Annotated in this window: 23 protein-coding genes and 1 pseudogene; 13 read left to right on the top strand and 11 right to left on the bottom strand. The window is 67.6% G+C overall.

What is annotated here, in order from left to right:
- The first annotated feature begins 124 nt into the window (after positions 1–124).
- Together plsY and dprA are read left to right on the top strand one after the other, a co-directional pair.
- Positions 125–763 (top strand): glycerol-3-phosphate 1-O-acyltransferase PlsY, encoded by a 639-nt coding sequence (plsY, locus tag AC3WRC_RS08155; RefSeq protein WP_492303516.1) that lies wholly within the window; start codon positions 125–127, stop codon positions 761–763.
- Positions 760–1,833, top strand: a complete 1,074-nt coding sequence (gene dprA / locus AC3WRC_RS08150) for a DNA-processing protein DprA (protein WP_492303515.1) — start codon at positions 760–762, stop codon at positions 1,831–1,833. The genes plsY and dprA overlap by 4 nt, the downstream gene beginning before the upstream one ends.
- On the opposite strand, the gene AC3WRC_RS08145 is transcribed toward dprA, so the two are convergent.
- On the bottom strand, positions 1,830–2,024 hold the full coding sequence (locus AC3WRC_RS08145; RefSeq protein ID WP_055753428.1) for a hypothetical protein: 195 nt from the start codon (positions 2,022–2,024) through the stop codon (positions 1,830–1,832). The two genes, dprA and AC3WRC_RS08145, sit on opposite strands and share 4 nt — an antisense overlap.
- A 138-nt stretch (positions 2,025–2,162) precedes the next feature.
- Here AC3WRC_RS08145 and topA point away from each other — a divergent pair, with 138 nt between their 5' ends.
- From topA to AC3WRC_RS08125, 4 genes are all read left to right on the top strand, one after another.
- Entirely contained in the window at positions 2,163–4,787 is a 2,625-nt protein-coding gene (gene topA / locus AC3WRC_RS08140) for a type I DNA topoisomerase (protein ID WP_492303514.1), read from the top strand.
- A gap of 199 nt (positions 4,788–4,986) precedes the next feature.
- The gene (gene mutL / locus AC3WRC_RS08135) at positions 4,987–6,876 is read left to right on the top strand and encodes a DNA mismatch repair endonuclease MutL (protein WP_492303789.1); all 1,890 of its coding nucleotides are present in this window, start codon (positions 4,987–4,989) and stop codon (positions 6,874–6,876) included.
- Positions 6,863–8,470, top strand: coding sequence for a hypothetical protein (locus AC3WRC_RS08130; protein WP_492303513.1), 1,608 nt, complete (start codon positions 6,863–6,865; stop codon positions 8,468–8,470). The genes mutL and AC3WRC_RS08130 overlap by 14 nt, the downstream gene beginning before the upstream one ends.
- A 19-nt stretch (positions 8,471–8,489) precedes the next feature.
- Positions 8,490–8,942: a low molecular weight protein-tyrosine-phosphatase gene (locus tag AC3WRC_RS08125; RefSeq protein WP_492303512.1), complete on the top strand. Its 453-nt coding sequence runs from the start codon at positions 8,490–8,492 to the stop codon at positions 8,940–8,942.
- Between the two features lie 37 nt (positions 8,943–8,979).
- Here AC3WRC_RS08125 and rsmD read toward each other — a convergent pair whose 3' ends face one another.
- From rsmD to AC3WRC_RS08105, 4 genes are read right to left on the bottom strand one after another with little or no spacing between them, the layout of a single operon-like run.
- Entirely contained in the window at positions 8,980–9,555 is a 576-nt protein-coding gene (gene rsmD / locus AC3WRC_RS08120) for a 16S rRNA (guanine(966)-N(2))-methyltransferase RsmD (RefSeq protein ID WP_492303511.1), read from the bottom strand.
- Positions 9,555–10,199: a TMEM175 family protein gene (locus AC3WRC_RS08115; RefSeq protein WP_492303510.1), complete on the bottom strand. Its 645-nt coding sequence runs from the start codon at positions 10,197–10,199 to the stop codon at positions 9,555–9,557. The genes rsmD and AC3WRC_RS08115 overlap by 1 nt, the downstream gene beginning before the upstream one ends.
- Before the next feature lie 29 nt (positions 10,200–10,228).
- The gene (locus AC3WRC_RS08110; protein WP_492303509.1) at positions 10,229–10,639 is read right to left on the bottom strand and encodes a GFA family protein; all 411 of its coding nucleotides are present in this window, start codon (positions 10,637–10,639) and stop codon (positions 10,229–10,231) included.
- Positions 10,640–10,662: 23 nt separating this feature from the next.
- Positions 10,663–12,219 (bottom strand): pseudouridine synthase, encoded by a 1,557-nt coding sequence (locus AC3WRC_RS08105; protein ID WP_055753422.1) that lies wholly within the window; start codon positions 12,217–12,219, stop codon positions 10,663–10,665.
- A gap of 12 nt (positions 12,220–12,231) precedes the next feature.
- On the opposite strand from AC3WRC_RS08105, the gene tadA reads away from it, so the two are divergent.
- The 3 genes and pseudogenes from tadA to AC3WRC_RS08090 all read left to right on the top strand — a co-directional run bounded on the left by tadA (position 12,232) and on the right by AC3WRC_RS08090 (position 14,252).
- On the top strand, positions 12,232–12,690 hold the full coding sequence (gene tadA, locus AC3WRC_RS08100) for a tRNA adenosine(34) deaminase TadA (RefSeq protein WP_492303788.1): 459 nt from the start codon (positions 12,232–12,234) through the stop codon (positions 12,688–12,690).
- A gap of 50 nt (positions 12,691–12,740) precedes the next feature.
- On the top strand, positions 12,741–13,166 hold the full coding sequence (locus AC3WRC_RS08095) for an MliC family protein (protein WP_082464998.1): 426 nt from the start codon (positions 12,741–12,743) through the stop codon (positions 13,164–13,166).
- A 40-nt stretch (positions 13,167–13,206) separates the two neighbouring features.
- Positions 13,207–14,252, top strand: a pseudogene (locus tag AC3WRC_RS08090) (NAD(P)H-dependent flavin oxidoreductase).
- On the opposite strand, the gene AC3WRC_RS08085 reads toward AC3WRC_RS08090, so the two are convergent.
- The 3 genes from AC3WRC_RS08085 to AC3WRC_RS08075 are packed head-to-tail and all read right to left on the bottom strand — an operon-like array spanning position 14,249 to position 16,505.
- Positions 14,249–14,836, bottom strand: a complete 588-nt coding sequence (locus tag AC3WRC_RS08085) for a GNAT family N-acetyltransferase (RefSeq protein WP_492303787.1) — start codon at positions 14,834–14,836, stop codon at positions 14,249–14,251. The pseudogene AC3WRC_RS08090 and the gene AC3WRC_RS08085 sit on opposite strands and share 4 nt — an antisense overlap.
- On the bottom strand, positions 14,836–15,942 hold the full coding sequence (gene aroB, locus AC3WRC_RS08080; protein ID WP_492303508.1) for a 3-dehydroquinate synthase: 1,107 nt from the start codon (positions 15,940–15,942) through the stop codon (positions 14,836–14,838). Before aroB ends, AC3WRC_RS08085 begins: the two co-directional genes overlap by 1 nt.
- The gene (locus tag AC3WRC_RS08075) at positions 15,939–16,505 is read right to left on the bottom strand and encodes a shikimate kinase (RefSeq protein ID WP_492303507.1); all 567 of its coding nucleotides are present in this window, start codon (positions 16,503–16,505) and stop codon (positions 15,939–15,941) included. Before AC3WRC_RS08075 ends, aroB begins: the two co-directional genes overlap by 4 nt.
- A gap of 125 nt (positions 16,506–16,630) precedes the next feature.
- Between AC3WRC_RS08075 and AC3WRC_RS08070 the strand changes: the two genes are divergently transcribed.
- The 4 genes from AC3WRC_RS08070 (at position 16,631) to AC3WRC_RS08055 (ending at position 19,752) form a co-directional block, all read left to right on the top strand.
- Positions 16,631–17,551, top strand: a complete 921-nt coding sequence (locus AC3WRC_RS08070; protein WP_492303506.1) for a site-specific tyrosine recombinase XerD — start codon at positions 16,631–16,633, stop codon at positions 17,549–17,551.
- A gap of 90 nt (positions 17,552–17,641) precedes the next feature.
- On the top strand, positions 17,642–18,589 hold the full coding sequence (locus AC3WRC_RS08065; protein ID WP_492303505.1) for an acetyl-CoA carboxylase carboxyltransferase subunit alpha: 948 nt from the start codon (positions 17,642–17,644) through the stop codon (positions 18,587–18,589).
- Between the two features lie 135 nt (positions 18,590–18,724).
- Positions 18,725–19,276: a response regulator gene (locus AC3WRC_RS08060; protein WP_492303504.1), complete on the top strand. Its 552-nt coding sequence runs from the start codon at positions 18,725–18,727 to the stop codon at positions 19,274–19,276.
- Entirely contained in the window at positions 19,273–19,752 is a 480-nt protein-coding gene (locus AC3WRC_RS08055) for a chemotaxis protein CheE (RefSeq protein WP_492303503.1), read from the top strand. Before AC3WRC_RS08060 ends, AC3WRC_RS08055 begins: the two co-directional genes overlap by 4 nt.
- Here AC3WRC_RS08055 and AC3WRC_RS08050 read toward each other — a convergent pair.
- The 3 genes from AC3WRC_RS08050 to AC3WRC_RS08040 all read right to left on the bottom strand — a co-directional run bounded on the left by AC3WRC_RS08050 (position 19,737) and on the right by AC3WRC_RS08040 (position 23,667).
- Entirely contained in the window at positions 19,737–21,623 is a 1,887-nt protein-coding gene (locus tag AC3WRC_RS08050) for an ABCB family ABC transporter ATP-binding protein/permease (RefSeq protein WP_492303786.1), read from the bottom strand. The genes AC3WRC_RS08055 and AC3WRC_RS08050 overlap by 16 nt on opposite strands.
- A 74-nt stretch (positions 21,624–21,697) precedes the next feature.
- Positions 21,698–22,714 (bottom strand): threonine aldolase family protein, encoded by a 1,017-nt coding sequence (locus AC3WRC_RS08045; RefSeq protein ID WP_492303502.1) that lies wholly within the window; start codon positions 22,712–22,714, stop codon positions 21,698–21,700.
- Entirely contained in the window at positions 22,714–23,667 is a 954-nt protein-coding gene (locus AC3WRC_RS08040; protein WP_492303501.1) for a mechanosensitive ion channel family protein, read from the bottom strand. The genes AC3WRC_RS08045 and AC3WRC_RS08040 overlap by 1 nt, the downstream gene beginning before the upstream one ends.
- Between the last annotated feature and the right edge of the window lie 30 nt (positions 23,668–23,697).

Here is a 23,697-nt window from a genome sequence, read left to right as displayed (position 1 = left end):
CGGCTCCGGAAAGACGCGCGGACCAAACGCTGCGCCGATCATCGGGTCAAGAGGTCGGATCGCCCTTGCTCCCGACCGCCCCGCGACGCATTTTGCCGCAACGACACGCGGGGAGCGAATCAACGTGCAGGATCTAGTGGCCCCGGCTCTCGGGACCTTGGCGCTGGTGGCGCTGGGCGGCTATCTGCTCGGCTCGATTCCGTTCGGCGTGGTGATCACGCGTGCAGCCGGCGCCGGCGACGTGCGCAACATCGGGTCGGGCAATATCGGCGCGACCAATGTCCTGCGCACCGGCCGCAAGGATTTGGCCCTGGCCACCCTGCTGCTGGACGCGGGCAAGGGCGCGGTCGCCCTGCTGATCGCCCGTCATCTGTTCGGCAGCGAGCTGGCCGGCGCCATCGCCGGCGTTGCGGCCTTCCTGGGACACCTGTTTCCCGTCTGGCTGGGCTTCAAGGGCGGCAAGGGCGTCGCCACCTTTTATGGCCTGTTGCTGGCTGCCGCCTGGCCGCTGGGCCTGATGGCGGGGGCGGTCTGGCTGCTCTGCGCCTTCCTGTTCCGCTATTCATCGCTGGCGGCGCTCATCTCATCGGCGACCGCGCCTATGCTGGCGCTTCTGCCGCTCGCCGTCGTCGGCTTGCCGGTCAGCCTGCCCATCCTCGCCCTGACCGTGTTCGCCGCCGTCCTGATCTGGGTTCGACATCACCAGAACATCGCCCGGCTGCTGAAGGGCGAGGAACCGCGCATCGGGGCCAAGAAGGCGTGAGCCTGGACCCGGCGGAACGCTTCGCCCGGCTGCGGCTCGCCCGCACCGACCGCATCGGCCCCGTCGCCTTCACCCAACTGATCGGCCGCTACGGCTCGGCCCTCAGTGCGCTGGACGCGTTGCCCGCTCTGGTGCGCAAATCCGGCTCCGCCTCCGTTCCGCCGCCCATCGAGACGGTCGAACGCGAGATCGCCGCCGGCGACGCCATCGGCGCCCGCCTGCTGGTGCTGGGCGATCCCGACTATCCCGAAATGCTGGCCGCGCTCGATCCGCCGCCGCCGATCCTGTGGACGCGAGGCCGCGTCGACCTGCTGAACCAGCCCTCGGTCGCCATCGTCGGCGCCCGCATCGCCTCGGCGGGCGGTCAGCGGATCGCACGCGGCCTGGCGCAGCAACTCGGTCAGGCCGGTCATGTCGTCGTCTCAGGCATGGCGCGCGGCATCGACGCCGCCGCCCACGAAGGCGCCTTGGCGACTGGAACCGTTGCGGTCCTGGGCGGCGGGGTGAACGACATCTATCCGTCCGAACACGCCGACCTCTACGCCCGCCTGACGGACCAGGGCTGCGTCGTCTCCGAAAGCCCGGTCGGCGCCCGCGCCCAGGCGCGCGACTTCCCGCGCCGCAACCGCATCATCTCCGGCCTGTCACGCGGGGTGGTGGTCGTTGAAGCCGAGGTCCGGTCCGGTTCCCTGATCACCGCCCGTCTCGCCGCCGAACAGGGCCGCGACGTCTTCGCCGTGCCCGGCTCGCCGCTGGATCCCCGCGCGCGCGGGCCCAACGAACTGCTGCGCCAGGGCGCCATCCTGTGCGAGGGGATCGAGGACATCGACCGCGCCTTCAACACCCTGCGCACCCTGCGCGAGCCGCCCGCCGATCCGATGCGATTCGACGGCGACATCGACGACGCCTTCCTCGACCGCGTCGCCGCCCTGCTGTCGCCGACACCCACCCCACGCGACGAGATCGCCCGCGCCCTCAACTCCCCGGTGTCCCAGGTCGCCGCCGCTCTGCTGGAGCTCAGCCTGATCGGCCGCGCCGACCTGCTGCCCGGCGGCCTAGCTTCGCTCTAGGCCTGCGGATGACCCGCAACGCCCGCGGCCTGTTCCAGCAAGCCAGCCAGCCGCACGTCGCCCTCGTCCCGCGCCAGCCGCGCCATTTCCAGCGCCATGGCGCCGATGTATTCCCGCGTGGGAAAGGCCGCCGCCTCGACATCGGCGCGATGGGCCGTCTCGGAGGTCGATTGAGGTTGCGCCGTCGCCATGATCGTCTCCGTTGCCAAGTCTGCAATCTAACCGCGCTTAATTAAAACACAACTACCTTAGGCTGTAAGACGACAGGTGCGATTGACTCACGGCTCCGCTCCAACCACGTTCGCGCCCCTTCCCGAGACCGGACCGTTATGAACCTCGTCATCGTCGAGAGCCCCGCAAAGGCCAAGACCATCAATAAGTATCTGGGCTCGGACTATGAGGTCCTGGCCTCGTACGGCCACGTCCGCGATCTGCCGTCCAAGGATGGCTCGGTCCTGCCCGACGACGACTTCTCCATGCATTGGGAGGCCGACGCCAAGGGCGCCAAACGCTTGTCCGAAATCGCCGAGGCGGCCAAGCGCGCCGACCGCGTCATCCTGGCGACCGACCCCGACCGCGAAGGGGAAGCGATCAGCTGGCACGTGCTGGAAGTGCTGAACAAGAAGAAGGCGCTGAAGGACACCCACGTCGAACGCGTCACCTTCAACGCCATCACCAAGTCCGCCGTGCTCGAGGCCATGGCCAATCCGCGCCAGATCGATATGGAGCTGGTCGAGGCCTATCTGGCTCGCCGCGCGCTGGACTACCTCGTCGGTTTCACCCTCTCGCCGGTCCTGTGGCGCAAACTGCCGGGCGCCCGCTCGGCCGGCCGCGTCCAGTCGGTGGCGCTGCGCATCGTCGTCGATCGCGAGATGGAGATCGAGAAGTTTAAGGCTCAGGAATACTGGTCCATCGAGGCCGACCTGAACGCCGACAGCCCGCCCTTCACCGCTCGCCTGGTCAAACACGCCGGCAAGCGCATCCAGCGTCTGGACATCAAGGACGAGGCGACGGCTTCCGCCGCCCGCGCGGCCATCGCCGCCGGCGACTTCACCATCAACGCGGTTGAGAAGAAGCCCGTACGCCGCAATCCGGCCCCGCCCTTCACCACCTCGACCCTGCAACAGGAGGCGGCGCGCAAGCTCGGCTTCTCGGCCCAGCGCACCATGCAGGCGGCGCAGAAACTGTACGAGGGCGTCGACGAGACCGGCGGCCTGATCACCTATATGCGGACCGACGGCGTCCAGACCACGCCCGAGGGCATCGCCCAGGCGCGCGAGGTCATCAGCCAGGCGTTCGGCCCGGCCTTCGTCCCGCAAGAACCGCGCTATTACAAAACTAAAGCCAAGAATGCTCAGGAAGCGCACGAAGCGATCCGGCCGACCAACATCGCCCGCCATCCCGACAGCCTGCGCCTCGAATCCGATCTTCAGCGCCTCTATGAACTGATCTGGAAGCGGATGGTCGCCTCGCAGATGGAGGCGGCCCGGATGGACCGCACCACCGTCGACATCGAGACCGCCGACGGCCAGACGGGCCTGCGCGCCACCGGCCAGGTCGTCACCTTCGACGGCTTCCTCGCCGTCTATGAGGAAGGCCGCGACGAAAAGCAGAAGGGCGCCGAAGACGACGAGAGCGACGACACCAGCCGCCTGCCCGCGCTCAAGGAAGGCGCCAAGGCCAAGGTCGACGCCATCCGCACCGACCAGCATTTCACCGAACCGCCTCCGCGCTATTCGGAAGCCACCCTGGTCAAGAAGCTGGAAGAGCTGGGCATCGGCCGCCCCTCGACCTACGCCTCGACCCTATCGACCCTGCGCGACCGCGAATACGTCCGCGTCGACAAGAACCGCTTCTATCCCGAGGACAAGGGACGGCTGGTGACAGCCTTCCTGGAGCAGTTCTTCAGGAAGTGGGTCGAATACGACTTCACCGCCGCGCTGGAGACCCAGCTCGATGAGGTCTCGGCCGGTCAACTGGACTGGAAGGTGCTGCTGCGCAACTTCTGGCAGGACTTCCACGCCGCGACGCAAGCCGCCGGCGAACTGCGCACCACAGCCATTCTCGACGCCCTGAACGAAAGCCTCGGCGCGCACATCTTCCCGGACAAGGGCGATGGGACCGATCCGCGCGAGTGCCCCCTGTGCCACAAGGGCCAGCTCAGCCTGAAGACCAGCCGCTTCGGCGCCTTCATCGGCTGCGACCGCTATCCCGAGTGCAAATACACCCGCCCCGTCGCCAGCCCGTCGGCTGAGGACGGCTCGGCCGAGAGCGGCGACCGCGAGCTGGGCGTCGATCCGGAAACGGGCCAGCCGGTCCAGCTGAAGATCGGCCGTTTCGGCCCCTACGTCGAAATCACGCCGCCCGAAGGCGACAAGCCCAAACGCTCGTCCCTGCCCAAGGGCTGGTCGCCGGCGTCCCTGTCTCTGGACCAGGCCCTGCGCCTCTTGGCCCTGCCGCGCGAGGTCGGGGTCCACCCCGAGGATGGCAAGATGATCACGGCGGGCCTGGGCCGTTACGGACCCTTCGTCCTGCACGCCGGCACCTACGCCAATGTCTCTGACATCGACGAGGTGTTCGAGGTCGGCCTGAACCGCGCCGTCGCCCTGCTGGCCGAGAAGCGGGCCGGTCGTCCCGGTCGTGGCGCCGCCACGGCTCCGCTGAAAGACCTGGGCGCCCACCCGGAAACGGGCGAACCGATCCACGTCATGGCCGGCCGCTTTGGGCCCTACGTCAAGTCCGGCAAGATCAACGCCACCCTGCCGAAGGGCACGGCGCCCGAAGACCTGACCCTGGAAGACGCCCTGCCTCTTCTGGCCGCCAAGGCCGGCGCCGCGCCCAAGAAGAAGGCGCCTGCCAAGAAGGCCGCAGCCCCGAAAAAGGCCGCCGCCAAGAAACCGGCCGCCAAGAAGGCTCCGGCGAAGAAGGCCGCCAAGTCCAAGGCGGCGGATTGATCCCTCTCCCGTTGGGAGAGGGCTTGAGCGCCCGAGAGCGCCAGCGATCGGCCTTCGCGCGAAAGGGTGAGGGTCGCGGTGTTGCGAACTAGCCCACCGCCCGACCCTCACCCGACCCTTCGGGCCACCCTCTCCCAACGGGAGAGGGAAAGGATCGTGCATGGCGCGAATCCTCCCCGCGCCCTATCTTCGCCTGCTCATGCCCATCCGCCGCCTTTCCCCCGAAACCGTCAACCGCATCGCCGCCGGCGAGGTGGTCGAGCGGCCGGCCAGCGCCATCAAGGAACTGGTCGAGAACGCCCTGGACGCCGGCGGCCGCAACATCGAGATCCAGGCTGACGGCGGCGGCCTGTCGCGCATCCTGATCGCCGACGACGGAAAGGGCATTCCGCGCGAGGAACTGCCGCTGGCCATCGAACGCCACGCCACGTCCAAGCTGGAGCCTGACGACGCCGGCGACGTGGACCTGCTGCGCATCCACACCCTGGGCTTCCGGGGCGAGGCCCTGCCCTCCATCGGCTCGGTCGCTCGCCTGTCGATCACCACCCGATCGCGTGACGAAACCGACGCCTGGGCCATCACGGTCGAGGGCGGCGAGACCCGTCCCCTGGCCCCCGCCCCCTTCCCCGGCCCGCATGGCGCGCGGGTCGAGGTGCGCGACCTCTTCTACGCCACCCCCGCCCGGCTCAAGTTCATGAAGTCCGAGCGGTCCGAGGCCATGGCCATCTCGGAAGAGATCAAGCGCCAGGCCATGGCGCACGAGGCCGTCGCCTTCACCCTGTCGCTGGACGGCAAGGTCACCCTGCGCCTGCCCGCCGAACATCCGGGCGACGAAGGCCGGCTGAAGCGCCTGTCGGCCCTGCTGGGGCGCGACTTCGAGGCCAACGCCCTGTTGATCGATCAGGAGCGGGACGGCGTGCGCCTGTCCGGCTATGCGGGCCTGCCCACCTATTCGCGCGGCAATGCGGCGCATCAATATCTGTTCGTCAACGGCCGCCCGGTGAAGGACCGGCTGCTGCAAGGGGCCCTGCGCGGCGCCTACGCCGACTTCCTGGCGCGGGACCGCCACCCGGCCGCCGTCCTCTTCCTCGACATCGATCCGCTCTATGTCGACGTCAACGTCCACCCGGCCAAGGCCGAGGTCCGGTTCCGCGATCCGGCCCTGGTGCGCGGCCTGATCGTCGGCGCCCTGCGCCACGCGCTGCACGCCGCCGGCCACCGCGCCTCAACAACCGTCGCCGCCGACGCCCTGTCGGGTTTTCAGCCCCACACCGGCGTCGCATCCCGCCCCGCCTACAGCCCCAGCGCCCCGTCGGCGCAGGGGTTCAGCGGCTGGACCGGCTGGTCCCAGCCCGCCGCCGCCCAGGTCCTGCCCGGCCTCAACGAACGCAGCGCCCGCGTCGAACCGTCATGGGACGGCCCGTCATGGCCCCAGCAGCCGACCGCGAGCGATCCGTCCGCTCACGACTCACGACTCACCCTTCACCCCGCCCCCGCCGACCCCCTCGACTACCCCCTGGGCGCCGCGCGGGGTCAGCTCCACGCCAACTATATCGTCGCCCAGACCCGCGACGGCCTGGTCATCGTCGATCAGCACGCGGCGCACGAGCGGCTGGTCTATGAGCGGATGAAGGCTCAGATGGCCGAGGGGGCCGTGACCCGCCAGGCCCTGCTGACGCCCGAGGTGGTCGATCTGGACCCCGCCGAGGCCGAACGCGTCGCCGGGCGGGCCGAGGAACTGGCCGAGATGGGCCTGATCGTCGAGGCCTTCGGCGCCGGCGCCGTCCTGGTGCGCGAGACCCCGGCCATGCTGGGCGACACCGATGTTCAGGGCCTGATCCGCGACATCGCCGACGACCTGTCCGAACACGGCCAGGCCCTGTCGCTCAAGGAACGCCTCGCCGCCATCTGCGGCACCATGGCCTGCCACGGCAGCGTCCGCTCCGGCCGCGTCCTATCGGCCCCCGAGATGAACGCCCTGCTCCGCCAGATGGAAGCCACCCCCCACTCCGGCCAATGCAACCACGGCCGCCCCACCTATGTGGAGCTGAAGCTGCACGATCTGGAGAAGCTGTTTGGGCGGCGGTAGTAAAAAGGATGCGAAGCTACTATTTCGCACAGATCGTAATGCCGAAGACGATATAGCTCGTCTATGTCGCGCTGCTGGCGCTAGCGTGCAGCGCGCTACAGAGGATGATCATGGCTATGATCTCATTGCTGAATTTCCCTCGCGAGTCGAAACAGCGTTTCCCGATATAGACCCGCCTCTCATTCGATGCCTGATTCAGGTAAAGTCTGTTCAAAATAGACGCCAGACGACGCGAGTGAAGCTTTCAAATGCGCTCAAATTCGCCAAAGAACCACTACCTTGCTTTGTAGCCCTGGTAACTTATCCCAATGGACCCAAAGCGCACGAGGCTATTTATCTTCGCCACGTGTGGGCGACCGATATGATGACAGCTTTGAAGACAGCCAGAAATTGCTCTGCCAGAGGATTGCCTCTTAATCGAGAGCAAGTTGGAATCTCCTTCAAAGCAAACGAACGTGTCGATGAAAGTTTTTCGGATCGCTTACTAGATGAAATCGCCAGAGAGGGCGTGGATTACTCTCAAAAGAAGAAGCGATTGAGCGACAGCCTAGGCTATGAGAATGGTTACGGAGAAGGTCATCTAGTACTTGCCGACGGGCATGATGAGCAAGATTTACAGGATCTCCTTTTAGGGCTCAGGCCTGACTTACCAATCCAGTCTTTCACCGTAACGGAATCGCGCTTTGGTATTGCTGGACCAGGCACAACAAGAGGCCCAGGCACACTTACTGTTACAGTGAAGCCGAGAGCACGCTGCGTTCTGACATTGAATAAGCGGGGAACCGACGACAGGATATCTTGGCCGGGAGGACTGTTTACGGCTGACATGGATTGGCTTGCCCGCGAGCAGCAAAAAGTTCGAGTGGCGGCAGGCCCAATCGATATTTTACTCTCGAAGGACGGTAACGTTTCCGCCAAGTGGTCAGCGCCAATCGAAGCCGCGAGGACACTTGATGACCTCGAACGTGACGCACGTTTCCGTTCGTGGATGGATGGATCCATTATTGATTTGGACATCTGGACGGAAAAGCGCGAACTGCCTTCGGGCAAAATACGATTTGCAGCCTCAAAAGACCCAGAGCATTGGACAGATATATTAGAAGCGATTCAAGCACTTTCACGAGTAGTCCCACCTGAACGACGACCAAATGATCTGAACATTTCGTTGCAAGATTTTGTCGAGGGACTCCCAGCCCACCGCCATCTTACCGCAGCCCTAAAATCTGCTCCGACTTCTATTCGTGTCGTCAATGAAGCAGGAGTCGCGCCTGATTTGGAGACGGCGACACATGTGGTCTTTCCTTGGATCACAAAACTTGGAAGTTACTTCATAGTGTCCGTGATCGAACGCGAAATCCGAGCGTCACATTTGGAAAAGACAATGCTGACGCTAACAACAGAGAACGGTCGCCTTCTTCGGGGCACAACGATGACTGCGTCCGGCGCCACCGATTCATTGGTTGCCAAAGAAGTCGAATGGGCGCGTGAGCGAGCTGGAGGTAGTGGCAGAAAAGTCCTGAGTTACCATCCCGACGACGATGGTACCGGTTCTATTCTGTTATCGGAGCCAGATGATGGGCCAAACGCTTATTGAAAACGATAAGATTTGGCCCATGACCTCCATCCTCTTCGTCTGTCTCGGCAACATCTGTCGCTCTCCCCTCGCCGAGGCCGCCCTGCGCGCCGAGGCGGAGCGGCTCCGCCTCGATCTGATCGTCGATTCCGCCGGGACCGGGGACTGGCATGCGGGCGAGCCGCCGGACCCGCGGGCGCAGGCGACGGCGCGGCGGCATGGGGTCGAGATTTCGGGGTTGAAGGCGCGGCAGGTGACGCAGGCGGACTTTCGCCGCTTCACCCATGTGATCGCCCTGGACCACGAGAACCTGAAGAACCTGCGCCGCCTGCGGCCCGACGACGCGACCGCCGAACTCAGCCTGCTGCTCGACCACGTCCCCGGCCGCGAGGGCCAGGCCGTCGCCGACCCCTATTTCGGCGACGACGACGGGTTCGAGATCACCTGGGCCGAGGTGACGGCCGCCGCGCGCGGCCTGGTCGCCAAACTGTAACCCTCCCCTCTCCCGTTGGGAGACGGGCAGCGTCGCCTCACTCTGCTGTCGGCGAAACCTTCAGGAACAGCACCCTGGCTGCGCCATAGTCGCGCGCGTCCAGACGCTGATAGCCAGGGGTGTCGATCTCCGGCTCGTCCGACCCGCGCTCGAACACCACCAAGGCGCCGGGCTTGAGCCAGTTTCCCTCGATCAGCCGCGCCAGCGTCTGCTCCCCCAGCCCCTTGCCGTAGGGCGGGTCCAGGAAGGCCAGGTCGAACGCCTCGGCGATCGGGCCGGGCCGCACGCCCAGGTCCGTCGCGCTCCTGCGATGCACCCGGGTGCGTCCCATCAGCCCATAGGCGTCGGCGTTCTCGCGGATCGCGCCGCGCGCCCCGTCGTCCGTCTCGACGAACAGGCAGAAGCCCGCGCCCCGGCTGACCGCCTCGAACCCCAGGGCGCCCGAACCGGCGTACAGGTCGATGACCCGCAGGCCTTGCAGGCTCTCGCCCCAGGCGGCGTGTTCCAGCACGTTGAATACGGCCTGGCGCGCGCGGTCCGAGGTCGGGCGCGTGCCCTGCCCCTCCGGCGCGACGATGGCCCGGCCCTTCAGGCTTCCGGCGACGATCCGCATCAGGCCGCTCCGCCAAAGCGGCGTCCGACCCACACCCGGCCGGCGATCAGCAGCCCTAGCGCCAGCGCCGTCACGGCCGCCAGCAGCCCCACGCCCCGCGCCATCAGGAAGAAGCTCAGCGCGCAGGCCAGCCCCGGCATCAGGGCATGGGTCACGACCACCGTGGCGCGCACCGCCCAATGCGGTCGCGGCCGGATCGCATCGGTCACGAAGGCGGCCCAGCCATAGGCGCCGGCGTGCATCACGCCGACCAGCGCCACCAAGCTCAGATAGATCCACGCCCCCTCGCCGTTGCGCGGCTGTTCGTAGAGCAGGGTCGTGGCGAACGGCATCAACACTACCCCGGCCAGCGCCAGCATGTTGAACAGCATCACCCCGTTGCTGAAGCCGGTCATGCGAGCGAACACCCGCCGATGCGTGTTCCAGAAGACGCCGATGATGGCGAAGCTCAGCGCAAAGGCCGTAAACATCGGCCACCGCTCGGCCCATAGACTGGCCCACTGTCCGTTCCAGCCTTCGGGCACTTGCAGTTCAATGGCCAGCAGGGTGATGGCGATGGCGAACACCCCGTCCGAAAACAGCAGCAGCCGTTCCAGGCTGTGATCGCCCTTCGCTGGGCTCAGGTCCGCTGTCGTCGTCGTCATCGCCATTCCCCCTGTCGCAACCCTTGTCGTCAATCCTGCGACGGCGCGAACTGCGCCCATAGCTCATCCGTCGTAAGGCGCGGCCGTTCGCCCGCCAGCGCATAGGTCGCGGGCTTGCTCACGATGCAGAACTCGTCCTCAAGGACAAAGGCCGACGGATCGTCGAACGCCTGGGCCGAGACCATGGTGATCGCCCCGTCGTTCGAGCGCCAGAACAGGCCGGTCCCGCAGGCGGGGCAGAACTGCCGCGTCGCCCAGTCGGACGACACATAGGTCGCCACCACGCCCGTGACCTCGACGCTGTCGCCGCAGTCCACGCTGAACAGGATACCGCCGGACTGCCGCCGACAGGTCGAACAGTGGCAGGCGTGCATCCCGCCGTTCGGCGTCGCGGTGAAGGTGACGGTGCCGCACAGGCAGCGCCCTGTCGAGATCGTCATCGCTCAGTCCTCGGCGGCGATCCTCAGCGGGGCGTGCGCGGTTTGCCGCCTGGCCCGCGTCCGCTCGTTCCAGACGGACCGGCCGGCTTGCCGCCGCCGCCCGTGCGAGGCTTGAAGTCGCGGCCGCCGGTCGGCTTTCCGCCGGGACCGCCTGCGCGGGGGCCGGAACCGGCGCGTCCCGCCGGCTTGGCGCCGGGCTTGCCGCGCCGATCGTCGATGAACTGGTCGTCGCGCGGCTTGAAGGCGCGCTTGGGCCGATCTCCATCCTCACGCGCCGGACGATCACCGGCGGGCGCGGTGCGTTCGCGCGGCTTGAAGCTCTTGGAATGCTCGAACTTGGGCGCGGCCTTGGCCCAGCCTTCCTTCTTGGGCGGACGCTCGCGGCGTTCGACCGCATCGGCCTGGGCCGTCTCGGCGGCGCGGACGCGGCTGGGCTTGCGCGACGGGTCCGACATGGCCGAACCCGACCGGCCCTTGACGATGGGCGTGGAGACCCGACGGCCGGGGATGGGCGCGGGCGTCTCGACCGTATTGCCGGTCGGCAGGTTCTCGGGCCGGATATAGTCGGCCAGCAGCTCGCGGATCACGCGCGGCCCGACCTCTTCCACCGAGCCGATGGGCAGGACGTCGAGGCGGAACGGGCCGTAGGCCAGGCGGATCAGCCGGTTAACCGTCAGGCCGACGGACTCCAGCACCTTCCTAACTTCGCGGTTCTTGCCCTCGGTGATCGACACCGAGATCCACAGGTTCGCCGGCGCCTTGCCGTCTTCGGACTTCGACTCCTTGGCCTTGTCCAGCTTGGCCTCGATGGGACCATAGGCGACGCCGTCCACGACCACGCCGTCCTTCAGCGCGTCCAGCTGTTCCTGGGTGATCTTGCCCCGCGCCCGCGCCCGGTACTGACGCACCAGCGAGGTCGAGGGCAGCTCCAGCGCCCGGCTCAGCTCGCCGTCGTTGGTCAGCAGCAGCAGGCCTTCGGTCGCCAGGTCCAGCCGCCCGACCGAGATCACGCGCGGCAAGCCGGCCGGCAGGGCGTCGAACACCGTCGGTCGTCCCGTCGGATCGCTGTGGCTGGTCAAAAGGCCCGCCGGCTTGTGATAGCGCCAGACCCGCGTCGCCTGGGTCGAACCGATGGGCTTGCCGTCCACGGTGATCACGTCGTCGCGCGTCACCAGGGTCGCGGGCGTGTCCAGGATGCGGCCGTTGACCGCCACCTTGCCCAGGCCGATCAGACGCTCGACCTCACGGCGCGAGGCGATGCCGGCGCGGGCCATGGTCTTGGCGATTCGCTCAGCGCGCAGAGGCGTGTCCGGCGTCTTGGACTTGCCGTCCTTGCCGCCCCCATCGCTGCGCGGCTTGTCGGTGCGGGGCCGGTCGCTGCGCGGCTTGTCGCTGCGTGGGCGGTCGGCCTTGTCGCCGAACCGCTTGGCGCCGTCTTCGCGAGGGCCGCGCGGCTTGTCGCCGAATGATCTCGTCCCGTCGCCGCTCTTGCGGGGACCGGAGGATTTAAAGGGCCGGGGCGACCGTTCGTCTTGACGGGCGCGGGGCTTCTTGTCGTTGTCGTCTGTATGGCGGACCATGATGAGCGGTTCATGCGCATGGCGCTGGACCAAGCGCAAGCGGCGGCGGACGCAGGAGAGGTGCCCGTGGGCGCAATTCTTGTCGATCCTGCTTCAGGTGAGGTAATTTCGACCGGCGCCAATGGTCCGATTGCGGCCCACGACCCCACCGCCCATGCCGAGATCGTCGCCATGCGGCGCGCGGCGACGGCGCTGGACAACTATCGCATGACCGGCCTGACCCTCTATGTGACGCTGGAGCCCTGCGCCATGTGCGCCGGCGCCATCAGCCATGCCCGCATCGGGCGCGTCGTCTGGGCCGCCGACGATCCCAAGGGCGGCGCCGTCATCCACGGTCCGCGCCTGTTCGAACAACCCACCTGCCACTGGCGCCCGACCACGGACTCAGGCCTTCTGGCGGGCGAGGCGTCGTCGCTGCTCAAATCCTTCTTCCGTCAACGACGGGGAACGGCGACAGGCGGCGCACGTTAGAACGCCGCGAAAAGCTGCGCCGTTGGGCGGGGCCGTGGAGGGAAAAGACCTTGTTCAAGCCGGATCTGCCGCAGTCGATCGTGTTCAGCGGCCTGGCCGCCCTGGCCCTTCTCACCGCCTGCGGCGCCGATCCGGACAAGGCTCCGCGCACCGGCGACGAAGTCAAGGAACGCGCCATCCAGGCCCAGACCGCCCGCCAGCGCACCGGCGCCGAAATCCAGGACCGCACCCTGAACCGCGTCGTCCACACCGTCTATCTGTGCGACAACGGCGAGCGCCTGTCGGTCGATTTCGACAACCCGCGCCAGATGGCCACCATCCGCAACTCGTCCGGCGAGGCCATCGACCTGTATCAGGAACGCGCCGCCGACGGCATCTGGTACCGCGCCTCCAACGTCGAACTTCGCGGCAAGGGCGTCCTCGCCACCTGGTCCGTCGAAGGCCGTCAGCCGACGGAATGCCGGGCGGTCGACTGATCGCGTTGCGAGAGGCGGCGCGGCTGCATACGTCCACCTCATGTCCTTGATCGAACAGCTCGGCCTGACCGCTCCGATCATCCAGGCGCCGATGGCCGGCGTCTCGACGCCCCGAATGGCCGCCGCCATTTGCAACGCTGGCGCGCTGGGCTCCATCGCCGTTGGCGCGACGAATGCGGACGGCGCGGGCCGGATGATCGCCGAGACGCGGGCGCTGACCGACCGTCCCTTCAACGTCAATCTGTTCGTCCATGCCGCGCCGCGAAGAGACACGATCGTCGAAACGGCCTGGCTTCACGCTCTAACCCTGCAGTTCGAGGCGTTCGGCGCGACGCCGCCCGCCGGTCTCGACGCCATCTACCAAAGCTTCGCCGACGACGACGCCATGCTGTCGGCCCTGCTCGCCGATTCGCCTCGCGTAGTTAGCTTCCATTTCGCCTGCCTGACGCCCAGCGGGTTCGCGCGCTGAAACAGACCGGCTGCCTGCTACTGGCGACGGCCACCACTCTTGACGAGGCCCGCGCCTGCAAGGCCGCCGGCATGGACGCCATAGTGGCCCAGGGCTGGGAAGCCGGTGGTCATCGCGGCATGTTCGATCCCGAGGTCGAAGACAGCCGCCTGGGGACGCTGGCGCTCACCCGTCTGCTGGTCCTGCGCTCAGGGTTGCCGGTCATCGCTGCCGGTGGGATCATGGATGGGCGAGGCGTCCGCGCCGCCCTCGACCTCGGCGCCGTCGCGGCCCAACTCGGCACCGCCTTTATCGCCTGTCCAGAAAGCGCGGCCGACGCCGGCTATCGCGCCGCCTTGAGCAGCGACGCCGCGCACGACACCACCATGACCTGTGCCGTCTCGGGCCGCCCTGCCCGCTGCCTGCGCAATCGTTTCACCGAGTGGGGCGAGCAGACGACGGCGGTCATCCCGGACTACCCGGTCGCCTATGATGCGGGCAAGGCCCTGAACGCCGCCGCAAAGGCCGCTGGCGAGACCGGCTTCGGCGCCCAATGGGCGGGTCAAGGCGCCCCGCTAGCGCGCGCCATGCCCGCCGCCGACCTGATCGCGGCTCTGATCGAGGAGATGCGGGCCTAGACCAACGCCGCCAGTCGCCGATCCAGCCCGTCGCGCACCGAGGGCCAGTCGTCGTCGATGACGGCGAACATGGCGGTGTCGCGCGCCCGGCCGGTCCAGGTGATCTTGTGCTTGCGCAGGACGCCCTCGGCCTTGGCGCCCAGCTTCAGGATGGCCGCCTGGCTCTGGGCGTTAACGGCGTCTGTGATGATCTCGACCCGCACCGCGCCCGCGTCGAAGGCATGCCCCAGCAACAGCCGCTTGCAGGCCGGGTTGATCGCCCCGCCCCGCGCCTCGGGCCGATAGAAGGTCGAGCCGATCTCGCAGCGGCGATAGGCGGGGTTGATCTCATACAGGCTCGTCGTCCCGACCACCGCCCCATCGGACAGTCGCCGCACCGCATAGGCGATCCGCGTCTGCGCCTCCATCGCCGCCATCGCGGCGTTCCACCACGCGTCGAAATGATCGCCATAGGCGGGCGCCACCATGATCTCCCAGGCGTCGGGATCGCAATCCAGAGCCGCGCGGACCTCGGCTTTCAACCCGTCCTCAAACGGCTCCAGCCGCACGAACCGATCCTCCAGCTGCCCCATGCCGATCCGCATCACGCGGTCGCGCCTTCCTCGATCAGGAAGGCCCGCACCTTGGCCGCATCCACGCCCCTGGCGACGAAGGCCTGGCCGATGCCGCGCGCCAGGATCAGGGTCAGCGCCCCGCCCTCGGCCTTCTTGTCTCCCGCCATCAAGGCCAGCAGACGGTCGGCCGCGAACGATCCCGCCTGATCCAGCCGCGTCGGCAGACCCGCCCCCGCGACCACCGCCTCGACCCGCGCCACGTCGTCCGCAGAGCACAAGCCCTCACGCGCCGAATATCGGAAGGCCATGCAGCAGCCGAGCGCCACCGCCTCGCCGTGCGCCAGCGCGCCTTCGTCGAAGCCGACCTCGGTCTCGATCGCATGGCCGAAGGTGTGACCCAGGTTCAGCAGGGCGCGTCGCCCCGCCTCCTTCTCGTCCTCGCCGACCACCGCGCTCTTGATCTCCACCGAGCGGATCACCGCCCGTTCCAGCGCCGCCGAATCGCCCTTGGCGCCCGCAGCCCCCTCGCCTGACAGCCAGTCGAAGAAGGCCGCGTCGCAGATCAGCCCGTGCTTCAGCACCTCGGCCCAGCCGGACCTCACCTGGCGTTCCGGCAGCGTGGCCAGCACGTCGATATCCGCCAGCACCAAACGCGGCTGATGGAAGGCGCCGACCAAGTTCTTCCCGCGCGGCGTATCGATGGCCGTCTTGCCGCCGACGGAAGAGTCGACCTGGGCCAGCAAAGTCGTCGGAATCTGCACGAAATCGATGCCGCGCATGAACAGGGCCGCCGCCAAACCGGCCAGATCGCCGACGACCCCGCCGCCCAAAGCGATCACCACATCCTTGCGATCCAGACCTATCTCCAGCAGCCGGTCCAAGACGCGCTCCAGCTCGGCGAAGGACTTGGAACCCTCGCCTGCCGGCACGGCCACGATCTCGCTGGTCACGCCCGCCGCCGTCAGCGACGCGATCAGGGTCTGGGCATGGAGACCCGCAACCGTCTCGTCGGTGACGATGACCGTCCGCCCCTTGGCCAGCGGCGCGATGTGTGCGCCGGCCTGCGCCAGCAGCCCGCGTCCCACCACGACGTCATAGGCGGCAAAGGCCCCGCCGCTGACCGGAATGATCGTCATTGCGGGGTCTCCGTGCGTCGTCTCCGGCGCCAGTGTCGGCGCAGGTTCTTGTGAATGGCGTCCACCGCTTGGCCGTGCGAGCCCTGCCCGACGTCCACGGTCACATCGGCCTCGCCGTAAATGGGATAGCGGGCTTCGGCCAGGCCGGTCAGCACCTCCAGCGGATCCTTGCCGCGCAGCAGGGGCCGCGTGTCGCGCCGCGCCACCCGCTCCGCAATGACCGCCAGATCGGCCCTCAACCAGACGGTGTCGGCCTTGGCTTTCAGCAACGCCCGCGTCTCCGGGTTCATCATCGCCCCGCCGCCGGTCGCCAACACGATGGGCGGCCCCTCCAGCAGGCGGCGGATCACCCGCGCCTCGCCCGCGCGGAACTCGGCCTCGCCCAAGGCGGCGAAGATTTCCGACACCGTCATTCCGGCCGCCGCCTCGATCTCCACATCGCCGTCCGCGAACGGCAGTCGCAGCCGATTGGCCAGCCGACGGCCGACCGACGATTTGCCCACCCCCATCAGGCCGACCAGGGCTATGGTGCGGGTTGGACCCGGATTCGCGCGCCGCCTCATCCGGCGGCTCCGGCGGAACGGTCGGTCGAGAGGAAGGCGAAGGCGGCGGCGCGGGCAGGCATGATCCAGAAAACCTCTACACCAAGCCTGACCCTGCGCCAGTCGTTCAGGCCAAGGATCGCCCCATGACGCCCCAGATCGAGGCCTTTCTGGAGATGATGGCGGTCGAACGCGACGCCTCGCCCCATACGCTGTCCGCCTATGGCCGCGACCTTGCGGACGCGGAGATGGCATTGTCGGACGCCGGCGGGTTGATGAAGGCCGACGCCGAGGCGGTCGAGGCCTGGTTCGCCGACCTGTCCCGGCGCGGCCTGTCCGCCGCCACCGCCGCACGGCGTCGCTCTTCGGCGCGGCAGTTCTACCGCTTCGCCCTGGCCGAGGGCTGGCGCGCCGATGACCCGTCCCGCCGCCTCGATGCGCCCAAACAGGGCCGGTCCCTGCCGAAGGTGTTAAGCCGCGCCGAGATCGACGCCCTTCTGGCCGCCTCGGCCGCCCGTGACGCGGCGGCGGGTCTGCGCCTGGTCGCCCTGGTCGAGATGGCCTACGCCTCCGGCCTGCGGGTGTCGGAACTGCTGGGGCTCAAGGTCGAGGCCGTCCGTCGCGATCCCGCCTATCTGATCGTGCGCGGCAAGGGCGGCAAGGAACGGCTCGCGCCTCTGAATTCCGCCGCCCGCGAGGCAATCAAGGCCTGGCTGACCGCCCGCGACGCTAAACTGAAGTGCAAGGATGGTCGCAAGCCCGAGACGCCGGACAGCCCCTGGCTGTTCCCCTCCTCCGGCCGCACCGGCCATCTGACCCCGCGGCGTTTCGCCCAACTGCTGGACGAGGCCGCGATCACGGCCGGCATCGACCCGGCCCGCGTCAGCCCCCACGTCCTGCGACACGCCTTCGCCACCCACCTGCTCGAAGGCGGCGCCGATCTGCGCGTCGTTCAGACCCTGCTGGGCCATGTCGATATCGCCACGACCCAGATCTACACCCACGTCGCCACCGATCGCCTGGCCCAGGTCGTCCAACAAAACCACCCCTTGGCGCGCGACGACTGAACCCCCGCTTGCCCGGCGGCGTTGACCTCTCTAGGTTCGCGCGCCTTCCCCAAGGGCGCTTTCGCCCGTTTGCAGTTCCCGGACGCCTTGATGGCCACGCACTATCTCGACTTCGAAAAGCCGATCGCCGATCTGGAAGCCAAGATCGAGGAACTGTCGCTGCTGGCCGACACCTCGGGCGACATCGACCATGAGATCGAGGGCCTGCGCAAAAAGGCCGAGCAGCTGCGCAAGAAGACCTACGCGGGCCTCGATCCCTGGATGAAGACCCAGGTCGCGCGTCATCCGCAGCGGCCGCACTTCATCGATTATGTTCAGAGCCTCTTCACCGACTGGAACGAGCTGCACGGCGACCGTCAGTTCGGCGACGACCAGGCCATCCTGGGCGGCCTGGCCCGGTTCCGCGGTCGTCCGGTTGTCATCATGGGCCACGAAAAGGGTCACGACACTGCGACCCGCATCACCCACAACTTCGGCATGGCCCGGCCCGAGGGCTATCGCAAGGCGGTGCGCCTGATGGACATGGCCGAACAGTTCGGCCTGCCGGTCCTCAGCTTCATCGACACCGCCGGCGCCTATCCGGGCCTGGGCGCCGAGGAGCGCGGCCAGGCCGAGGCCATCGCCCGCTCGACCGAGCGTTGCCTGACCCTGGGCGTGCCCTCCATCGCCACCATCACGGGCGAAGGCGGATCGGGCGGCGCCATCGCCATCGCAGCGGCCAGCCGCGTGCTGATGCTGGAGCACTCGATCTATTCGGTCATCTCGCCCGAGGGCGCCGCCGGCATTCTGTGGCGCGACGGCGCGCGGGCCAAGGATGCGGCCATGGCGATGAAGATCACCGGCCCGGACCTGATGCAGCTGAAGATCGTGGACCGCCTGATCGACGAGCCTGTCGGCGGCGCCCATACCGATCGCGACGCGGCCATGGCCAATGTCGGCGACGTTCTAGCCGAAGAGCTGAAGGGCTTCGACGGCCTGACGCCCCAGCAGATCAAGAAGCGCCGCGCGGATCGCTTCTACGCCATCGGCGCTCTCTGACGCCTGGTCGCTTTGGCCGACCAGCGTTAACGCAGCATCCATCCTCGTCTGGCAAGCTCGGCGCTTCGTTCAGGGGCATCGGGGTTTGCGACCGGCCATGACTTCAGCGGCGGCACAGACTGGGGCCTTTGCGCCATGAGCGGCGGCGAGTCCCTGCGTGAAAGCGCCGTCTTCAACCTGGCCGGCGCGATCACGATGATCGTCGACGATTCGCCGTTTTCGCTGACGCTGACGTCCAACGCCCTGACCGGTTTCGGCATCCGCCCGACCTATGCGTGCGGCACGGGTGTGGAAGCCAAGAAGCTGCTGACCGACAAGCCTGTCGATCTGCTGGTCGTCGACACCGACATGCCCGACATCGACGGGTTCGAACTGGTGCGCTGGCTGCGCCGCTCCGGCCCCAATCCCAACGCCTTCACCCCTGTCATCATGACCGCCAGCCACATTCGTCGCGGACGTGTTGCCGAGGCGCGGGACTGCGGCGCCAACTTCGTCGTCACCAAGCCCTTCAGCCCGGCCCTTCTGCTGGAGCGTATCCTGTGGGTCGCGCGCGACAGCCGGCCCTTCCTGGAGGTCGGCGATTATCTGGGGCCGGATCGCCGGTTCCGGCACACCGGCTATGAAGGCGTGGAACGTCGCGCCGACATGATTCGCAAGGCGAAGGGGATGGAGAGTCTGGCCCTATGACCGTCATCACCCACAATCAGCGTAAGTCGCGCTTGTCCGAGATGCTGGATCGCCCCGGCGGCGTTAGCATCGGCGTCGCCCTGGCCCAGGCCCGCGCCAATCTGGACGGACTTCAGGATCAGGCCCGCGCCATCATCGGCGACAATATCGCCGTCCTGCTGGCCAAGCCCGATCCGAACCTGATCGAGCCGATGCGGCTGGATCTGGCCTATTCCGCCTCGAGCCAGATCATTGACGCCGCCAGTCCCTTCTCGATGGACGACCTGTGCACAGCGGCCAAGGGCCTGTGCGACCTGCTGGACGCCGCGCCGCGGCAGGGCGGTTTCGACTGGCGCATCGCCACGGTCCATGCCCAGGCGATGAACCTGTTGCTGGCGCTGCCGCCGCAAGAGCAGGCCGCGCGGACCGCCATCCTGACGAACCTGCATGAGGTTCTACGAAAGAAGCTGCCGGCCGCCGATCAGTCGGCAATCTGAGGCGTCTTGCCGCCACGCGTCTGTTTGCGCCACAGCGCCGCGTATTCCCCGCCTTGTCGGGCCACCAGTTCGTGGTGCCCGCCGCATTCGACGATCCGCCCGGCCTTCAGCACCAGAATCTGGTCCGCGTCCGCCACGGTCGAGAGCCGGTGTGCGACCACCAGGGTCGTGCGGCCATTCCTGGCCTTGCGCAGGGTCTTCTGGATCGCCGCCTCGGTCCGGCTGTCCAGGGCGCTGGTGGCCTCGTCCAGGATCAGGATGGACGGATCGGCCAACAGGGCTCGGGCGATGCCCACCCGCTGACGTTCGCCGCCCGACAGCTTCAGCCCCCGTTCACCGACCTTGGTCTGCATCCCATCCGGCAAGCCGCGGATAAAGTCGGCCAGTTCCGCCGCCTCCGCGGCCGCCCACACCTGCGCCTCATCCGCCTCGGGCCGGGCGAAGGCGATGTTGGCGGCCAGGGTGTCGTTGAACAGGGCCACATCCTGAGGCACCAGCGCCACCGCCGATCGCAGCGAGGCCTGGGTCACATCACGCGCGTCATGGCCGTCGATCAGCACGCGCCCTTCCTGCGGATCGAGCAGACGCAGCGCCAGTTTGACAATGGTGGACTTGCCCGCGCCCGAGGGCCCGACCAGCGCCGTCGTGGTGCCAGGCGCAGCGTAGAAGCTGACGTCCTCTAGCCCATTGGCCCGCGCGTCGTGGCGGAAGCCGACCGCCTCGAATGCTACCGACGCCCCGCGAGCATCGACCGGCCGCGGCAGGGCGACGGCGTTCGGCGCATCGGCGACCTGCGGCGTCTGTCGCGTCACCTTCAGCATCTCCTCCATGTCGATGAAGGACTGACGGATTTCCCGATAGGCGAAGCCCAGGATGTTGAGCGGCGCATATAGCGAGATCATGATCAGCACCGCCGCCGTCACGTCGCCCGGCCCCATCCGCCCGGCCGCCGCCTCGAACCCGGCCATCACCGCCATGACGCCCAGCCCCAGGTTCATCACCAGGGCCTGCATCCCGTTCAGCATGTTCAGCGAACTGTTGGCCTTCAGCGACGCCTCGGCATAGTCGCCCAGCGCCCGGTCATACGTCTGGGCCGCGCGCCTCTCGGCGCCGAACGACTTGACCGTCTCATAGTTCAGCAGGGCGTCGACCGAGACGCCGGCGGCCTCGGAATCGGCCGCATTCATGATCCGGCGATGCTCCAGCCGCCAGTTGGACATGGCGAAGGTGGCGGCGGTGTAGATGACGACCACGACCACCGCGACGGCGGCGAAACGCCAGTCGTATTTGGCCCCCAGCACCCCGGCCGCAAGCACCAGCTCCACCCCCGTCGGAACCAGGTTGAAGGCCAGGATGCGCAGCAGGAAATCGACCGCGCGCGATCCCCGGTCCATCGTCCGCGACAGGGCGCCCGAGCGTTTGGTCTGGTGAAAATCCAGCGACAGGCTCAGCGCATGAGCGAAGGCCTCGGCCGCCGTCGCGCGCTGGGCGGCGGCACGCACCGGCGCGAACACCACGTCGGAGATCAGGGGCGAGGCCGCCGACAGGAACCGAACAAGCGTCCAGCCGATGGCGAAGGCCGCAAAGCCCAGGCCGACGGCGGTCGCGGCACCCTGCCCCGCCGCCAGACGGTTGACCGCCGCACCCAGCACCAGCGGCGCCATGACGCCCAGCCCCTTGCCCGCCAGCGTCAGCAGGATGGCCGAGATCAGCCGCAGTTTCAGGTGCGGTGCGCCTGAACGGGCGACCAGCCGCGCAAGGTCCGCCAACGCCGTCAGCGTCGGGGGTCCGTCCGTCTTGTCCTGTGTGCTCCCTGCCTGCTGCGCCTTGACCATCGGGTCACGCCTGCCGCCGGAGCGTTCGCCTCGCATCGCCATGATGCGCATATGGAAACCCATTGCGACCGGGGAAAGGCCACGCTGGCGCGCGAACGGGGATTAGTCGCTCAGCCCAGACCGGCGACCGCCTCGATCAACTCGTCCACGGCCGCTTCCTGCGTCGCCCATGAACAGACGAAGCGCACCGAACCGTCATCGAAGGCGTAGCAGGCCCAGCCCATTTCATTCAGGCGGGCATGCGCCTCTGGCGGCATCCGCACGAAGACGGCGTTCGCCTCCACCGGATGGGCCAGGACGAAGGGCGACAGCCCCGCGATGCCCGCCGCCAGTCGCTGCGCCATCAGATTGGCATGGGCGCCGCCCGATTCCCAATCGCCGCTTTCCAGCAACCCTAGCATCGGGCCCGACAACAGACGCGTCTTGGATGACGTCTGGCCCGCTTGTTTCAGCCGATTGTCCAATCGCCGCGCCAGGCTCTTGTCGAACAGCACGATCGCCTCGGCGCAGTTGGCGCCCGCCTTGGCCCCGCCGAACACCAGCACGTCCACGCCTAGGCGCGGAATGTCCTTCAGGTCGAAACCGGCGGCGACCGCATTGGTCAGGCGCGCTCCGTCCATGTGAACGCCGTAGCCCAGCGCCTTGGCCGGTTCGATCAGGTGGCGCAGTTCTTCCTCGGTATAGACCGAGCCATATTCCGTGGCCTGTGTCAGCGACAGGGCGGCGGGCGGCTGACGATGCCCCACTTCGGGTTCGCCCAACTGCGCCTGCAGGGCCAATGGATCGATCTTGCCCGAGAAGCCCGGCAAGCCGATCAGGCCGACGCCGTGACCGAAGAAGCCCGGCGCGCCCGTCTCGTCTGTGCAGATGTGCGCCGCATGGTGCGCCAGCACCGCCTCATAGGGTTGGGCCAGCATCGACAGGGCGATGGCGTTGGCCGCCGTCCCACTGAATACAAACCGCACCTCGGCGTCGGCATCCAACCGCTGGCGAATCTGGTCGGCGGCGCGGGCGGTGACCTCGTCTGCGCCATAGGCGCGGGCGAATCCCTTGTTGGCGCGCACCAGGCCTTCAATGGCGCTCAGCGCCATGCCGGCGGTGTTGTCGGAGCCGAAATCGTAACGCATCAACGGTTCGTCGCCTTCAGATCGGCAGTATCATCATCGACCGTGCGGACGCGCACGACCGGGACCACATCCTCATCGCCATAGGGCACGGCGACCTGATGCGGGAACGGAATCTCGATCCCGGCGGCGTCCAGCGCCTCCTTGCCGCCCTGCATCAGATCGGCCTGGGTCTGCCACCAGTCGCCGACCTTGACCCAGGCGTGCAGCGTCACCTGCACCGAACTGTCCAGCAGGCCCGTCACGCCGGTCCAGGGATGGGGATCGTGCAGCACCTTGTCGTGTGCGGCCGCCATATCCGCCAGCACGCAACGCGCCTGGTTCAGATCGTCGCCATAGCCGACCGTGAAGTTGATCTCGATCCGGCGCGTCTGCTGGCCGGTCAGATTGGTCAGCGGGTCGCTCAGGACCTTGGAGTTCGGAATGACGATCTTGTGGTTATTGGCGTTGGAAAGTTGGGTCGTGAACAGGTCCAGTCGCTGCACCGTGCCGCTCATCCCGCCGACATCGACGACGTCGCCGACCCGGTAGGGCCGCAGCACCAGCAGCATGATCCCCGACGCCACGTTCGACAACGTGCCCTGCAACGCCAGACCTACCGCCAAGGACGCCGCGCCCAGCACGGCGATGATCGAGGTCGTCTGAACGCCCAAGCGCTGGAGCACGGCGATCATGCCGATGATGAAGACCACCACCCGCACGACCTGGACCGCGAAGCTCAGGACCGTCGGATCGTGGCGGAATCCCTTGACCCTCGATAGCGTATTGCGCGCCCCGCGCGCCGCCCATTTCGCCGCAAAGACGGTGAGGACGAAGATCAGGATGGCGATCGTCAGGTTGATCGCGAAATCACCTGCCATGTCGGTCAGCTTGGCGATCACGGCGGCATCGATCGAAACGGCCTTGCGCCCTGCGGCGACCGCTTCGGCGACATCGTTGGGAAGAGGCGAAGACATGCGGCGGGTCTAACGCCTGACGCGACGATT

The sequence above is a fragment of the Brevundimonas sp. EU05-FHT14B07 genome (assembly GCF_058790795.1).
This window is presented reverse-complemented; position numbering and strand designations above follow the sequence as displayed.

Bases quoted from the DNA above. Each gene is read 5' to 3' on its own strand.
- AC3WRC_RS08070 (WP_492303506.1), top strand. From the start codon at position 16,631: ATGACGCCCCAGATCGAGGCCTTTCTGGAGATGATGGCGGTCGAACGC.
- AC3WRC_RS08145 (WP_055753428.1), bottom strand. From the start codon at position 2,024: ATGGCGACGGCGCAACCTCAATCGACCTCCGAGACGGCCCATCGCGCC.
- AC3WRC_RS08115 (WP_492303510.1), bottom strand. From the start codon at position 10,199: ATGACGACGACGACAGCGGACCTGAGCCCAGCGAAGGGCGATCACAGC.
- AC3WRC_RS08045 (WP_492303502.1), bottom strand. From the start codon at position 22,714: ATGCGTTACGATTTCGGCTCCGACAACACCGCCGGCATGGCGCTGAGC.
- AC3WRC_RS08050 (WP_492303786.1), bottom strand. From the start codon at position 21,623: ATGCGAGGCGAACGCTCCGGCGGCAGGCGTGACCCGATGGTCAAGGCG.
- AC3WRC_RS08075 (WP_492303507.1), bottom strand. From the start codon at position 16,505: ATGAGGCGGCGCGCGAATCCGGGTCCAACCCGCACCATAGCCCTGGTC.
- topA (WP_492303514.1), top strand. From the start codon at position 2,163: ATGAACCTCGTCATCGTCGAGAGCCCCGCAAAGGCCAAGACCATCAAT.
- AC3WRC_RS08055 (WP_492303503.1), top strand. From the start codon at position 19,273: ATGACCGTCATCACCCACAATCAGCGTAAGTCGCGCTTGTCCGAGATG.
- AC3WRC_RS08125 (WP_492303512.1), top strand. From the start codon at position 8,490: ATGACCTCCATCCTCTTCGTCTGTCTCGGCAACATCTGTCGCTCTCCC.
- tadA (WP_492303788.1), top strand. From the start codon at position 12,232: ATGCGCATGGCGCTGGACCAAGCGCAAGCGGCGGCGGACGCAGGAGAG.
- AC3WRC_RS08060 (WP_492303504.1), top strand. From the start codon at position 18,725: ATGAGCGGCGGCGAGTCCCTGCGTGAAAGCGCCGTCTTCAACCTGGCC.
- aroB (WP_492303508.1), bottom strand. From the start codon at position 15,942: ATGACGATCATTCCGGTCAGCGGCGGGGCCTTTGCCGCCTATGACGTC.
- AC3WRC_RS08110 (WP_492303509.1), bottom strand. From the start codon at position 10,639: ATGACGATCTCGACAGGGCGCTGCCTGTGCGGCACCGTCACCTTCACC.
- mutL (WP_492303789.1), top strand. From the start codon at position 4,987: ATGCCCATCCGCCGCCTTTCCCCCGAAACCGTCAACCGCATCGCCGCC.
- AC3WRC_RS08085 (WP_492303787.1), bottom strand. From the start codon at position 14,836: ATGCGGATCGGCATGGGGCAGCTGGAGGATCGGTTCGTGCGGCTGGAG.
- rsmD (WP_492303511.1), bottom strand. From the start codon at position 9,555: ATGCGGATCGTCGCCGGAAGCCTGAAGGGCCGGGCCATCGTCGCGCCG.
- AC3WRC_RS08105 (WP_055753422.1), bottom strand. From the start codon at position 12,219: ATGGTCCGCCATACAGACGACAACGACAAGAAGCCCCGCGCCCGTCAA.
- AC3WRC_RS08040 (WP_492303501.1), bottom strand. From the start codon at position 23,667: ATGTCTTCGCCTCTTCCCAACGATGTCGCCGAAGCGGTCGCCGCAGGG.
- AC3WRC_RS08065 (WP_492303505.1), top strand. From the start codon at position 17,642: ATGGCCACGCACTATCTCGACTTCGAAAAGCCGATCGCCGATCTGGAA.